Origin of the sequence: Paenibacillus sp. FSL R5-0908, from assembly GCF_038006245.1 — a bacterium.
GTDB classification, from domain to species: domain Bacteria; phylum Bacillota; class Bacilli; order Paenibacillales; family Paenibacillaceae; genus Paenibacillus_AQ; species Paenibacillus_AQ odorifer.
Genome location: NZ_JBBOUV010000001.1, coordinates 2,981,843 through 2,996,073, shown reverse-complemented (window position 1 = coordinate 2,996,073; position 14,231 = coordinate 2,981,843). Strand labels below are relative to the sequence as shown.

The following is a 14,231-nucleotide window of genomic DNA, read 5'->3' as shown; positions in this document are numbered from 1 at the left end:
AAATTACACCTGCCAGCTATTTTTTTGTGCCAGTGCGATCAATGCAGCACAGCAATTCTCAGTTCCGCTTAAAGTCCTCAGCTTGGACCTATAATGCCCGCGAAGCTCAGCCAAATTATCGTTCAACGCTGTCTCAACAATCTTACGGATACGGCTTGGTCTGAATGCTTGAACGGGTAGTTTATAAGTGAGCCCAAGATTTTGGAGCTGCGTACAATTATAGTCCCGTTCAAAATGTTGACCGGGAATGGTTATGCTCGGAAGTCCATGCAGCATTGTCGTAAGCATAGTATCTTGTCCGCCATGAAAAATTACCAGAGCTGCTTCCGGCATAATTTCAGCAGCCGGGATAAACCAATGGAATTGAATATTGTCGGTATGGTCAGGAAGCGCCTTAAGCTCATAATGAAATCCGCATAAACAGGCAACACGGTAGGGTTGCTTGTCAAAGATCTCTTTGACCAGCTCAATATAAATTAAAGGGGGAATAGCACTAACGCTTAAATAAATAAAAATTAGCGGCTTGCCCTGCCAGTCCGGATGCCACTGCAAATTTGAAGATTGTCTTGCCTCCAAATCCAGAATGTAACCGGCGAAATCGCACTCCTTCAACGCAGCCAGCTCCGGCTCCAGTTCCGGTAGTGTCGGTGCCATTTTAATCGTTGCTCTTGAAAATAATAATTCAGCCAGATTGGAAACAGAATCCAGTGAATAATCCGCCAACACCTCATTAAAAGCGGCGATAGCTTTGGCAGATCCCGGATACTGTAGGTTGGCCGGGAAGGCTGGATGGCTTGGCCAGCTCGCAATCATCAAAGCGGGAATCTGGGCCACGGCAGCTGAAATGGAAGCACTCGGACGAGACTCGGCAAATATGGCGTTGGGTTTAAAAGCCTGTATCGCCTTCAGTTCAGCCTCAACCGCTTGACGAATAAAGCCCGATTCTGCCATCCCTGTCCACTCCACATAATCGGCAGCACTGCGAACATCTCCGGAATTCCCTGAAGGAAGCGGAATCGGATAGTCATAAACCTGAAAGCCGTTGGCTCGGACAAAGTCAGCAAGCTTGCCGCCAATCACAAAGCTGACCGTGCAACCTTGGCTTTGCAGAACCTTGGCAATGCCCAGCGTTTTGCTCACTGATCCTACAGAACCGGAGCTAGGGGGGCTTGGAAGAAGCATAATTCTTGGTGGACTCACAAACTATTCACCTCGCTTCTATTGGACATTTCTTCGATTAAATAAGGAATCGCATGGGCGTAAGTAGGGTATGCCAGCCGTACATCGGCATTCTTTTTTATCTTTTCGTTTCCCATACGTACGGAAAGGGCGCGTAAACCATGTATACTTAGTCTGATACGCTCAGTGACAGCCTCAGGAGAAATCCATTGTATTTCAGACAGTTGAGCATATTTCCGAACCTCTTTTATCAATTCCTCCTGTGTTAGAGGAAGATCATCACTCACGTTATAAATCTCTTGAACAGCAAGATTACTCCAGGCCAACTGCATCATTGAAATAACATCATCAATATGCACTTTAGATGAATAACTGCGCCCGTTCCCCAGCATCTGAGTGCAGCGCATTAATTGCCGGATATAATTATGCTCAAGCGGGCCGTACACTTCAGCGATCCTGAGAATGATATAAGAAAATTTCGCATGGGTGCAGTATTGCTGGACCAGCCGCTCCATTTCGAGTGTAATTCTTCCAAATGGATGAACGGGGTGGCACAGTGCAGATTCATCGGCCACACAAACGTTGTCGCTTCCATATACAGCCCCATTGCTTGCCACAATGAACTTGCCATACGTTCCGCTGCGCAAAAGTTGGTCCAGCAGATTCCGCGTCCCCTCTACATACAGCTGCCTCATCCGGGACACAGAACCAGAATGTTTGCCGGCAAGATGATAGACGACATCAATATCCTCCCCTATGCCATCCATCGTTTCAGGGTTCAGAACGTCGCCTACCCACAGTTCCATACCCAATTCTGCAAGTGTTTCGCCAACGCCTTTTTCCTTCGGCAATACAAGCCCTCTGACAGCATGTCCCTGTTCCAGTAAACTGCTTGTTAACCTGCTCCCGATAAAACCGCTGCAACCTGTCACAAGAAACCTCATGACGTCAGGATGTGACTGGCTGCTTGATTCTGATTTCTCAGCTTCTTCCCATAGCGACCCTTGGGAATGTTATCCGTCCACTTGATTACTCTCGGCACCTTATATGCCGCAAGTCTCGCTGAACAGAATCTGATAATATCATCGGCTGATACCTGGGCATCCAGCGGCACGATCTCCGCAATCAGCTTGCTGCCATAGTATTTATCGGAAACACCATATACAAGTGCTTCTTTAATGCCGTTATGGAGCAGCAGGACTTGTTCAATCTCTGCCGGATTTACCAAATGTCCGCCGACATTGATGTTATCAGAAAGCCGCCCCGACAAATACAGATACCCAGCCTCATCCAACCTTCCCAGATCACCCGTACGTACCCAACCCTGTTGAAAGACCTCTGCCTGCAACTCGGGTTGCCCGTAATACCCGCACGATATATGAGCGCCGCTGACCCATATCTCTCCTTCCTCTCCATGAGCAACCTCGTGCCCCTCCGGGTCAAGCAGCCGAATAGAAACTCCCAGATGTGGCTGTCCCACCGAATCTCTGATCAGTTCTTGCTCATTTGAAGGATTATAGGCAATTGCCCCACCTTCGGATGAACAGAACAATGAACGGATAGACTTGCCCGACAGCTTATAAAAGTCCTTAAAAGTCGCTGCGTCCAGATGAGCAGAGCAGCTGATGCACAGTCTCACTTTATCCCAAGCTACACTTGACGATGACACGACTGACTCATTAAGCAAGGTATACATATAGGGAACCGCAAAAAGAATCGTTACCTCTTTGCGATTGATCTGCTCGCAAATTCTAGCAGGCATTGTTCCCTTCGACATGATTAATGTAGCACCGGCACAGAGGGCCGGTAGGACTACAGTGGTTAGCGTCGCGGGCAGCCACGGCGAAATCGGTGTGAGCAGCTTGTCGTTTGCAGTAATTTCAAGCCCTCTACAGATGGCCATTACATTATTGTAGATGGCCCGATGGCTAAACTGTACGCATTTAGGCGGTCCAGTCGTTCCTGAGGTATAAAAATTCAAAGCAATATCTTCATCAGAATGCTTATCTGCCTGTAAAAAAAGCGTTGCAGTCCTAAAGATAAATATCGGTACTCTGAGTACGAGCTCAAGCTGACTGCTGCCCTCCGAATCAATTGGATCGCAAATTAAATACTGACAATGGCTTGACGAGTGCATTCTCTCCAGTTCCGGTAAGTTCTTCACAGGTTCAAATGGGATCGGAACGGCTCCCGTATGCCAGCATGCAAGCCACAGCATGATAAAAGCAGATTTGTCTGCAACGGCTAAGGCAACTCTGTGCCCGGGCCGGATCCCCGCGAGATCCAGCTTCTCACTACTGTGCTCCAGTTCCTGCCGTAGCTCTTCATAAGTGATCGTTGATCCTTCATAATCAATGGCCGTAAGCCCTGGATTATTCGAGCAATTGAAATAAATCAAATCCAATATGGAAGAAGTGTTCACTTAGAATCCTCCTCAGCTAGAAGCACTTGCATATTTTTTCACTGCTCGTTTAAAAAACGCACTGGCTAACATTAGCAAAACCGCAGCTAGCAAGCTGCCTCCGAATAAATAGGACAGGCTTACCCTGCCCACTAATGCTTCTGCAGGAATGGAAACGATAAAGGCGACAGGAACGATCCAGGTAAGCGCTAATTGAATTGGTTTCTGATATACATTGACCGGAAATCTACCCATCTGCATGATACTGTCGAATATACTCAACATCGGACTTCCGGCATACCAAAACGCCAAAGAGCTTAATAACAGCAGTATTGAGTACAACAGCAGTAAAGCATTGCAAATGGCCCATACAAACATCAGACAAGTGGATATTCCTATCGCTTCTTGCATTTGAGAAACGCCCAGCACCATCACCGCTACTCCCACCATAACATCAAACAGATTAAGCGGAGACCAGTATCTCGTGCTCACATAAAACTGGGTCTCAATCGGTTTGAGCAGCGTTAAATCAAATCCTCCAGTCCATAGCTCCCCTTCCATCCCGGCTAATGAGCCAAGGCTTGGACCAACAAATAGATTTTTCATTGCCAAAATAAAATAGTACACGCCCGATAATGCCAGCGTATCCGCAAAAGTCCAACTGTTAAGCGAATTTGTGTTGGAAAAGAGGATCGCGATCCCGCCAATCGTCCCGGTTAAATTAATTGCGGTATACAAAATTTTGATTAGAAAGTCACCGCGGAATGACGCTTCCTTTAGAAGCGCTGTAGAGAAAAACAATCTCAGCAAACGCATATATCTCAGCATGTTCCCTACCCTCCCACGGCCATGTATGCACGAATCCCTTTTTTCCACACTAAACGGTTACATAATATGATAACGACCGCCCAAATGAATTGAACAATTATGCCAAAAACAAGCTGTGAATGATCCAACTTTCCAAGGGAAAACTCTATCGGAAAGCTGATCATATATTGAAAAGGCAAATAATCCGAGATATCCTGCATAAATCCCGGAAGCAACGACGAAGGCGCTACCTGTCCGGCCAGCAAAAATACCAGGGTGTCATTAATAGAAAGCAAGGACTTGATTTTATTGGTGAAAAATGCAAACAGGGAAAGTGTATAGGCCAGCATAAATCTGATTATTTGAGCCATGAGAAGAAGATAAACGGCCACCAGCAAGTCCAGACCGGATATAGCCAGTCTGAAGTTCAAAAAAATGGCAGCCACACCGGCAACAAATATAACAAAAGGCATACAGACGATTTTGACAGCCAAATCTGATGCAACCACATCGTAAAAAGGCGATATCGGCCTCAACAATACAATCGACATCTTGCCGCCATAGATTTGATCGCCGACCGTCCAGTGTGAGGTAGGGTAGGTCAGCTGATTCACAAGAATTAACAGAATATAATACCTCACAAAATCCTGCTGAGTGAACCCGGTTATGCTTCCATCTCCCGCAGCAACGGTCCAAACAAACATATAGATGATAGGTCCCATCATCCAACCAAGCGTCAATGTCCAGAAAAAACCTTTTTCAGCCATAAACCCGAACATAGTCCTACGTATCAGCGCAAAGCCTCCGCGAAAATTCAAAGGAGCCTCCCCTCTCGATACACTTCATCAATTACCGAATCGATTGGAGCATCATTGATTGTTACATTTCCAATGCAATAGCTATTAAAGATTTCTGAAACAATCTCAGGTACAGCTTCCTTCTGAATCTTAAACAATACGTAGCTTTCCGCAAGCTCCATGACCTGCAAGCTGTCAGTAAACTTCTCCTTTAGCTCTTCAATTGTGCCCGTTACGTCTTCATCCATAAAACTGACTTTAAGAATGCGGTAGGGAGCTATTTTACCGCTCAGCTGCTCCAGAGATCCGTCGTATAACAGCTTGCCTTGATTGATCAGCACAACCCGTTTACAAAGGGAAGAAATATCCTCCATATAGTGACTGGTAAGCAGGATGGTTGTCTCATGTTTTTGGTTATACTCCTTGATAAAACTGCGAAGCCGCAGCTGCATGCTGACATCCAGCCCTAAAGTAGGCTCATCCAAAAACAATACACGTGGCTGGTGTAACAACGCTGCTGTTAATTCACACTTGGAGCGTTCTCCCAAAGAGAGATTCCGCGCCTGATTCTTAAGCAGATGCCCTATATCCAGCAGTTCTTTTAGCTCATTGAGTCTTTGTTTAAAATCAGCATCAGAGACTCCGTATATTTCCTTCATCACAAAGAAAGAGTCCTCGACCGTAATATCCCAGGTTAACGTCGATTTGTTCCCCATTACCATACTGATGTTGCGCAGAAACTTATGTTGGCGTTCCCAAGGTTTGAAGCCATAGACGGAAATGTTGCCTGATGTCGGATACAGGATACCGGAGAGCATCTTCAGCGTGGTTGTCTTTCCCGCGCCGTTAGGTCCGATGAACCCGACAATTTCTCCCGGCTCAACCCTGAGGTCGATACCTTTTACCGCCTCAACTTCGTTGTATTCCATTTTGATCAGACTTTTGAACGCATGCTTTAACCCATGTTCTCTTACAGGGACGCGATAGACCTTTCTCAGATTATCAATAATAATGCCCTCGTTCATTGCTGCCCCCTTAACTCTGCGACCACACTTAAGAATACAGCCAAAACATAATCGATCTGCTGATCAGTCAAATTGGGATAAATCGGCAAGCAGATATGACGCCGACAATAATCATCCGCTAGCGGATATTCCCCACTGAACTGTAGAGAAGCAGCGATCGGCTGCCTATGAAGCGGCGTTGCATATACCTCCCCTTGGAGCGAAACGCCTTTCTCCTTGAGTCTGTCCTTCAAATCGGAACTGTCAACGTCTAAAGGCACTATAACAATGTACTTATACCAACTGCATCTGTCCTGCGGCATCACAATCTCGAAATCAGGAAGATTTTTCGTAAAGAAGGAAGTATAACGGTTGGCGATCGCTTCCCGTTGTTCAATGATCGCGTCGAGCCGCTCAAACTGCGTAAGCGCTATCGTTGCTGTGATATCACTCATTCGATAATTGTTGCCAAGCGAGGTGTGGTAAGTCTCCCAAGGCTGGGGCTTGCCATGATTGCGGAACATTCTTAGCTTCTCAGCCATTGAATGATCGTTTGTGACAATGATCCCTCCTTCCCCCGAGGTAATGATTTTCGTGGCAAAAAAGGAATAACTTCCGGCAATTCCGAAAGCTCCCGCACCTTTTCCGGCCATCCTGCTGCCATGTGCATGAGCGGCATCTTCAAATAACCAGAGCCCCTGCTCATCGCACCATTGCCTGATTTCTTCAATCTCCGGTGTAACAATTCCGCCAATATGTACGATAATAACCCCTCGGGTACGACTCGTGGCCTGCTTCTTTATTTCAGCCAGCGACACCGAAAATGTACGGGGATCAATATCAACAAGGCGAACATGCCCTCCGGCAAACAGGACACTGGAAGCCGTGGCAATAAACGTATTTGCCGGAACCAGCACTTCCTGCCCCTTTACTTCGAGCACTCTCATTACCGCTTCAATCGCACTTGTACCCGAATTAACCGCAATGGCATGAGTAACTCCTACATACCGGGCAAAACGTTCCTCCAGCTCCTGTACATACCTACCCTGACTCAACGCTCCTCTCGACAGACAATCATCAATTCGCTCCATAATGATACGCCGCTCCTGCTCAGAAAATGCAATATCGAGTGCGGGTACATCCATAACACCTTGTGTCAACTGCATGACGAACCTCCTCTACCAGTCATAGACTACAGTTTTCCCTTCAAAAAAGCCTTCCTCCGCTTGCCTGATAAATTGCTCCATATGTTCCGCATGAATATGTTGGGCAATTAGGCTGGTTACTTCAAGCTCTTGCTTCCCAATTCTGCGGGAGATTTCCTGAATACGGTCATGCGTTATGGATTCCTTAAGTATTCCAGGTCTTGTCAGATCAATAAATTGTATGTGGTGGTCTGGTGGATGGTTTTTTAAAGCCGAATGCCGTTGAACCTGCGAGAGCAGGTCCGAATCAAGTGCAACAATGGCTCTCTCCTCGCAGTCCCACACACCGCTGTTTAACCCGGCCCAAATCTCATCCTTGGCCTCCTTCTTTTCAACACTGAAGCTCAAATCTTCATCCTGCTCAAGCAACCTTAATAAAAGCTTTCCTAGCAGTCCCATTCCCCACAGTTCCACCGTTTTAATGCCTTCATCTGCCAGCTCTTCACACACATTTAGTGCCACACAAAACATAGGAACAAACGCAGCTGTCACAGGGTCTAAGTCGTTGGAAATAAAGATCTGACCATCCACCCCACTGTGCAGAGGGACACATACATCCTTTGTATAATGAGGAGAAAACACAAGAGCTTGGCCTACGCGATGCTCTGCTCCAAGCCCCGCTTTAGTCACTACTCCGACACTGGAGTAAGGATAATGCCCTGGTAAATGGCATGCCCCATGAAAAAGCTGCAAGCAGGATGGGTCCTTTACCGTTCCCGTTAAAGTAAAACGGTTGGTAATGAACAATTCATTAGGACCCGGTTCCGCCTTGCGAGCAGCGGTGAAGTGTACACTAGGCTGAGGCCCCGATTCAGTGAACTTATTGTACATAGCCGAAATAACCGTCTCCTTACTGTTTATATATGGTCAGGTATCCAGGTATAACGTCCGCCCACCATAGGCGAGTGGAAATTCGGCATCCAGCCATGTGCTGTAAACTCGCCAGCCGAGTCGAAACCAACCACAAGCATCGCCTTTCCTTCATATTTGCCGTTGGTAATCCACATCTTTGTCCTTATATCCGGTGTTTGTCCTGTCAGATGCCTCATGCGGGCGACAAATACCAGATACCGCTCCAGACTCATTCCCAATTTTCCGGTTTTCTTGTATGTACGCTGTATTTCCACAGCCGTCCGATCCAGCATATCCGGTTCGGTTGTCCGCGGAACGGTGAACCAGAAATCCTCAATTTCCGGAGTTGCTGCGACCAGTTCACTCTCCAGCGCCCAATTGCGGATATTAAACAAGCAGCCTAATTGCTTGCGGCTGACGCCTTGGGGAACACATAAAATGATCTCGTTTCTTCGGTCCGCTTCTTCTAATTCTTCTCTCGTAAACTGCGGCATCCGAAGTGAAAATTTTCGCTGGATGATATATTCGATTCCTAATGTTCTGTACCAATTCTCCATCTCGCTCCGGATGTATTCCGGAGAATATGTGTCGTGGACATCGCTTTGAAACCTGAACATATCCTCCTTCTGAAGCAAGTGCTCATCGAGCATGACGCCAATCGTATGCAGCGTTTGTTGTCTTAACAGCTCCTTCTCAATCATCGCCCAACCTCCTGTACTGTGTTCAATGCCGACAATATTTCAGGTATGACTGTAAAAAGATCGCCTACGATCCCATATGTGGAGTAATCAAAGATAGGTGCATTGCGATCCGTATTTATTGCAATTATCGTCTCCGAATGATGCATCCCAACCTTATGCTGCACTGCCCCAGACACTCCGCAGGCGATGTACAGTTTGGGCTTGACCATTTTACCTGTCAGTCCGACTTGATGCATACTATCCATCCATCCACATTCTACAAGCGGTCTGGTAACCGCTACTTTCCCCCCAAGCGCATCGGCGAGCGCATAGATTAAACGAAGATTGTCTGCGTTTTGAATGCCTCTCCCGGCAGCAACAATAATTTCTGTAGTCTCGATGTTCTCCTTGCCCGCGGCTTCTTCAATTACTCCCATAAACTGCAGGACTGAGGAAGAGCAAGAATACAGGGAGCTTAGATCAACAATCTTGCCCTGCGCGACGTGTGCGGTCTCAGCAGCGGAATAAAAATTGGTTTTTACAGTTGCCATTTGCGGCCGTCTTGCCGGTATTTTTATCTCAGCGAATTGCTCGCCCATTTGCGTCGGTCTGGTAATAATAAAATCCCCGTGATCCGGTCCCATCTTCAAATCGATGCAATCGGCGCATAGCCCCGTCCGCAGGCGGACTGCGACTCTGGGGAAAATAGACCTTCCCCATGCGGTGGCCATACCTAGCACGACAGAAGGTCTTTGATCCCGGAGCACCGCAGAAATCAAATTATAATGAATATCTTCGGCGTAACGCTGTATTCCCGGTTTGTTCACCATCCACACCTCATCTACTCCCCACTGAAGCAGACGCTGGGCTAGGTCTTCTATACGCTCTCCGACGACCAAAGCGTAAATGCGCTGGGCTCTCATAGCCTGCAGCTGTTTTGCTGCGGTAACCAGTTCCGGAAAATATGAAGAGAGAGCGCCCTCAGCATGTTCCACAACAAGGCAAATACCCTCATGCTCAGGGTACGGTTGTCTGGTCTCCTGTGCCCTGTCTTTCATTATAATGGCTTGGTTAGGACAGCAAGACGTGCAGACTGAGCAATAAGTACATGCCGCAACGTCGATACGCAAGCCCTCATCCTCATCCTTGATTGCAGCGGCGGGACAGCGTTTTAAACACAGGAGGCAATATGTGCATTGTTCCTGATCAATCCTAATCATCCATTTCTAACCTCGCTGATTTTGCTGATTATCGGCTCCAATACCCGTAGACATTCATCGCTTTCCAGCAAAATCCCCTTTCTTTCGGAGTGCTGTTCGTACACTGAAACTACTTCAGTAGCCGAGCCTGCCAAACCAACCGTCTGTGGGTCAAGGCCAAGGTCATGACAGGACCATACCAGAATATCCTTGGTTCTGGCATGCAATTTGGCAGCAATTGTTAGCGGTTTCAACTCAGAGACGGCTGTCATTCCACCAATACTCAATACTGCCGGAAGCCGGCAAGACTGTCTGGTTGTTACCCCTTCGTCATGCTGGCGGTGGAACAATACCTCATCAGTCGAAATATCCTCAAACCGTGTTACATTTATCGCGTGGGGGATATCTAGATACTCGCCGATACCCGGACCTACCTGACCGGTATCACTGTCGGTTGAATGGCTACCGGTCAGAACCAGATCACATCCACCAAGCTTCTCAACAGCACGAGCCAGTACCAGCGATGTCGCCAATGTATCCGAACCGGCAAAAGAAGCGTCGCTGAGCAGGACAGCCTCATCGATCCCATAACCCATAAACTCCTGCAGAACCGTTTTACAACCGGGAGGGGCCATGGAAATAAGAGTTACATTAGCATTACAGCTATTCTTCAGCTCCAATGCTACATGGATGGCTTGCCGGTCCGGATAGTTTAGCTCAAAGGTTGCCTTCGGTGGTGGTGTGGCCGAGATCTTACGGCCTTCATCAATACCACGCACATTGTTTTTGTTCACGTGTGCAATAAACTTTAAACAAACCACTATTCGCAATATATCGCTCCCCCCATCATATTCTGCAGCTTTTTTTACCAGAGAAACGTATGCCAAAATGTTTCCAAAAGTACTATTCTTCGCCAGATTACCATTTCCCTTTATTATCATAATATGATTATCATCACATAATTGGAACGAACAATTATTATAGTATAATAATGTCATTTATTTCATTTTCATTTACATATAAGGGGAATATGGAGGTGTAAATTGAGTAAAATTACTTTACCCGTTTCCGATCCACTAATAAATACTTCCAACGCCTATGGGACTTTGTTTTCTATTATTTCTTCGGATAACCGCATATGGCCCTGGGTTTATTCCAACTTCATTCAGCTGAGATATGTAACGGATTGGGAAACTTACTTTTTTGACAATCATGAGCTTCTTGTTGATTATTGCCCATTTCTCAATAAGTTCATATTGCCTAGAACCATCATTTCCAAGTGGTCTTCCTTTACGGATTTTGTAGTAGACTCTATCAACGGCGATTGCTATGTATGGTGCCATCTCGACCGGTACTTTATATCTGCATATCAGGAGTTCGGCCAAGAGCACCGTTTTCACGAGACATTAATTTACGGCTACGATCTTGATCGCCAAACAGTCTGCATTCGGGACAATATTACGGGCGGTAAATTTATGACCGCTCAATGCACCTTTTCCGAACTGGAATCCGCCTTTGACTATCCGTCCGGGGAAGAAAATTTTATTACGCGTGTAACTTTGCTTAGCAAAATCGATGCAGAATTTGATTTAAACGTCGAACAGATTGTCGACAGCTTGCAGCGATATCTATCCTCCAAGCGCTCATTCGATTTTATTAACCATACCACTACCAGCATCTATGGACAAAGTGTGTACCCACACCTCATTTATCAAATGGAGCATCCTAAAGAAGATGACCCTGAGCTTGACATTAGAGCCTATCATTTGCTGTGGGAGCATAAGAAGCTTATGGTTTTAAGACTTAAATATCTCCAACAAATAAAACTCCTGCTGCAAAGCGACCGATGGATTGAGCGTTATACTGAGCTTGAAGAACGCTCTCTTCTGAACAGAAATATGGTGCTTCGGTATAATCTGTCCATGGACCCCAAGGTGCTAGACGCACTCAAACATTCTCTGTTGACCATACAAACAGACGAAACCAAATTATTGGGCGAAATAATAAGCGCGCTCGGCTCCAAGGGATGAATTGGAGAATTAGCAGCAGTTGGAGGGACAATTATGCAGACGTTGCAGACGTTAGAAATGGAATATTACTATAATTCTGCAGGGGAGCCTATAGCAGAGGTACAGTCACTGGGAAACTGCTATACCCGTAATATTTTTTTCATGCTAAAGAGGTATGTCAATGACTCTAGCGTATTGTACAAGATGTTTTTAGATGATTTTAATCTGAAATTAGTTACCCATACTGACAGTGACCAGTTTGAATTAAGCTTGAACGAGATCAAAGATCCCGAGAATTATATAACAGTCGCTAATAAACATACTTTTAGCAACAATGCAGAGGCAGCCATCCAGACGATAGAGACACTGTTAGCAAATAACGAAGTCGTATTTGTCAATACGTTAATGAAACGAGTCCCCTTTTATAGAACATTTGAATTAAACCCGGCTCTGGAAACAGATCATATTGTGGATGGGCATATATTTTTGATCCTAGGGCAGACAGCAACTGATTTTTATTTCTTGGACAATTATATAAATTACAACAAAGAGTATTTCAAGCCTTATCCGCATAACAAAAATATCGGTCAAGATGCCAAAACTTCGTTTATGGATGCCTACAATCGGCAGTTTTCCTGTTTCACAGTGCATCCTAATCAAGATGAGCTTGCTGAATTGCCAGCCCGAGCCTCGCTCATTTTAAGAACCGCGCTATCGAATTATTATAAGCCGCCCTCTTGTACCGAAGGACGCCTGGAATATATCGGACGATCAGCTATCCAGGAACTGAACAATCTGTTTGCAAGTGGACGCTTCATCCTCAATACAAAGATTTCAAACCGCCCCCATGACCTTTACTCTTTAACCCGGACGACGCTCACCCGTCATTCAGATCGAAAAAAAGTATTGCTGTTGCTGCTGAATTCCTTAGCAAATCCTAATGCTCTCAGCGATGTCATTCATTGTGCCCGGCAAAGCATCGAACAATGGGAACTTTTAAGGAATGTTATGACCAGGCAGTATATCATGAATGAATTTACACTTACTGACCAGATGGAAGAATACATGGCCTATGTCCTTCATGCGGAAGACCTGTTTTATCATTCCATTGAAAAAAACATCGATAATTTATGCCAAATATAGGATATAAGCGTAACGCCTCATCCTAGAAAAAAAGAGACTTGTCAAATAGACAGGTCTCTTTAAAGTATTTACCGCATTGCCACTTATCACGGCTAATAACAACTTCGTTAACGACATGGAAGGAACGGAGGGTCCGGGTAAGGGCTTTTGCTCATATCCCCCTCCATCCTCCACCCCTTTAAGTCGCTATTCGGGCTTACACACTAGTCAGAATTATAGGCTCACCTTTAGTCACGATAATCGTATGTTCAAACTGCGCTACCCGACCGTTATCTACAACACTTAGCGTCCAGCCATCCGATTGCTGCTCCACATAGTCCGCTCCAGTCGAGAGGAAAGGCTCTACTGTAATTACTTGTCCTTCCTTCAGTACTGTGGTCACTCTTGGATTATAGAAGGGTAGAATTTCAAAAGGCTTCTCATGCAGTGATTTGCCAATTCCATGGCTGCACAGATTACGCACCACTCTATAACCGCGTTTGCGAGCTTCAAGTTCCATCATTCTGCCGATCTCGTTAACCTTCATTCCTGCCCGCAGATGATTGATCACACTCATCATGGTTTCCTCTGTACTCCGGCATAAACGCAGAATATCATCGTTATAGGGCGGCAGTTGAAAAGAAACGCCAGCATCCCCATAATACCCATTCAGCTCAGCAGAGACATCAATGTTGATCAAATCGCCAGCATTAATCACTCTCGGACCCGGAATACCATGAGCAACCTCTTCGTTCACACTGATGCAGGTGCTGCCCGGGAAATTATAAGTTATCTTCGGGGCTGAGGATGCTCCGAAGCTTTCCAGAATCTCAGCTCCAATAAGATCTAACTCCGCGGTCGTCATCCCAGGGGTTACTTTCTTTTTCATCTCGGCAATGGTGTGGCCCACCACTTTTCCAATAGCTTTTAACCCTTCTAAATCTTGTACCGTATCACTTGTCATCCAACACACATT

The 14,231-nt window shown here is 46.0% G+C and carries 14 protein-coding genes and 1 pseudogene; 2 read left to right on the top strand and 13 right to left on the bottom strand.

The features are described from left to right. Positions 1 to 3 precede the first annotated feature (3 nt). The 12 genes and pseudogenes from MKZ09_RS13245 to MKZ09_RS13195 form a co-directional block, all read right to left on the bottom strand. Positions 4 to 1,200 carry a glycosyltransferase gene (locus MKZ09_RS13245; protein WP_076202369.1) on the bottom strand — a complete coding sequence of 399 codons (1,197 nt, stop codon included), beginning with the start codon at positions 1,198 to 1,200 and terminating at the stop codon, positions 4 to 6. Then, positions 1,197 to 2,111 (bottom strand): NAD-dependent epimerase/dehydratase family protein, encoded by a 915-nt coding sequence (locus tag MKZ09_RS13240; RefSeq protein ID WP_218643103.1) that lies wholly within the window; start codon positions 2,109 to 2,111, stop codon positions 1,197 to 1,199. Before MKZ09_RS13240 ends, MKZ09_RS13245 begins: the two co-directional genes overlap by 4 nt. Before the next feature lie 8 nt (positions 2,112 to 2,119). Continuing rightward, positions 2,120 to 3,601, bottom strand: a complete 1,482-nt coding sequence (locus tag MKZ09_RS13235; RefSeq protein WP_076202363.1) for a class I adenylate-forming enzyme family protein — start codon at positions 3,599 to 3,601, stop codon at positions 2,120 to 2,122. Between the two features lie 12 nt (positions 3,602 to 3,613). After that, the gene (locus tag MKZ09_RS13230) at positions 3,614 to 4,408 is read right to left on the bottom strand and encodes an ABC transporter permease (protein WP_036685913.1); all 795 of its coding nucleotides are present in this window, start codon (positions 4,406 to 4,408) and stop codon (positions 3,614 to 3,616) included. 5 nt (positions 4,409 to 4,413) lie between these two features. Further along, complete coding sequence (locus tag MKZ09_RS13225) at positions 4,414 to 5,205, bottom strand: ABC transporter permease (RefSeq protein WP_038570104.1); 792 nt, start codon at positions 5,203 to 5,205, stop codon at positions 4,414 to 4,416. After that, a complete protein-coding gene (locus MKZ09_RS13220) occupies positions 5,202 to 6,209 on the bottom strand; it encodes an ABC transporter ATP-binding protein (RefSeq protein WP_036685909.1) in 1,008 nt (335 codons plus the stop codon). The genes MKZ09_RS13225 and MKZ09_RS13220 overlap by 4 nt, the downstream gene beginning before the upstream one ends. Then, positions 6,206 to 7,354: a DegT/DnrJ/EryC1/StrS family aminotransferase gene (locus tag MKZ09_RS13215; protein ID WP_052096964.1), complete on the bottom strand. Its 1,149-nt coding sequence runs from the start codon at positions 7,352 to 7,354 to the stop codon at positions 6,206 to 6,208. The genes MKZ09_RS13220 and MKZ09_RS13215 overlap by 4 nt, the downstream gene beginning before the upstream one ends. A gap of 12 nt (positions 7,355 to 7,366) precedes the next feature. Next, positions 7,367 to 8,224 carry a hypothetical protein gene (locus MKZ09_RS13210; protein WP_076135974.1) on the bottom strand — a complete coding sequence of 286 codons (858 nt, stop codon included), beginning with the start codon at positions 8,222 to 8,224 and terminating at the stop codon, positions 7,367 to 7,369. A gap of 26 nt (positions 8,225 to 8,250) precedes the next feature. Beyond that, positions 8,251 to 8,946, bottom strand: coding sequence for a hypothetical protein (locus MKZ09_RS13205; protein WP_036685905.1), 696 nt, complete (start codon positions 8,944 to 8,946; stop codon positions 8,251 to 8,253). Beyond that, positions 8,943 to 10,055 carry an electron transfer flavoprotein subunit alpha/FixB family protein gene (locus tag MKZ09_RS13200; RefSeq protein WP_249267735.1) on the bottom strand — a complete coding sequence of 371 codons (1,113 nt, stop codon included), beginning with the start codon at positions 10,053 to 10,055 and terminating at the stop codon, positions 8,943 to 8,945. Before MKZ09_RS13200 ends, MKZ09_RS13205 begins: the two co-directional genes overlap by 4 nt. Before the next feature lie 3 nt (positions 10,056 to 10,058). Beyond that, a pseudogene (locus MKZ09_RS34420) lies at positions 10,059 to 10,145 on the bottom strand (4Fe-4S binding protein); the annotation flags it as partial. Further along, positions 10,142 to 10,945: an electron transfer flavoprotein subunit beta/FixA family protein gene (locus MKZ09_RS13195; protein WP_256719164.1), complete on the bottom strand. Its 804-nt coding sequence runs from the start codon at positions 10,943 to 10,945 to the stop codon at positions 10,142 to 10,144. The gene MKZ09_RS13195 and the pseudogene MKZ09_RS34420, both read right to left, overlap by 4 nt. A 222-nt stretch (positions 10,946 to 11,167) precedes the next feature. Between MKZ09_RS13195 and MKZ09_RS13190 the strand changes: the two genes are divergently transcribed. Both MKZ09_RS13190 and MKZ09_RS13185 read left to right on the top strand, forming a co-directional pair. Continuing rightward, on the top strand, positions 11,168 to 12,154 hold the full coding sequence (locus MKZ09_RS13190) for a hypothetical protein (protein ID WP_076202356.1): 987 nt from the start codon (positions 11,168 to 11,170) through the stop codon (positions 12,152 to 12,154). A 33-nt stretch (positions 12,155 to 12,187) separates the two neighbouring features. Next, positions 12,188 to 13,276, top strand: a complete 1,089-nt coding sequence (locus tag MKZ09_RS13185) for a hypothetical protein (protein ID WP_076202353.1) — start codon at positions 12,188 to 12,190, stop codon at positions 13,274 to 13,276. Positions 13,277 to 13,472: 196 nt separating this feature from the next. Here the strand turns inward: MKZ09_RS13185 and map are convergent, their stop codons facing one another. Beyond that, positions 13,473 to 14,219 carry a type I methionyl aminopeptidase gene (gene map, locus MKZ09_RS13180; RefSeq protein ID WP_076100706.1) on the bottom strand — a complete coding sequence of 249 codons (747 nt, stop codon included), beginning with the start codon at positions 14,217 to 14,219 and terminating at the stop codon, positions 13,473 to 13,475. Positions 14,220 to 14,231 lie beyond the last annotated feature (12 nt).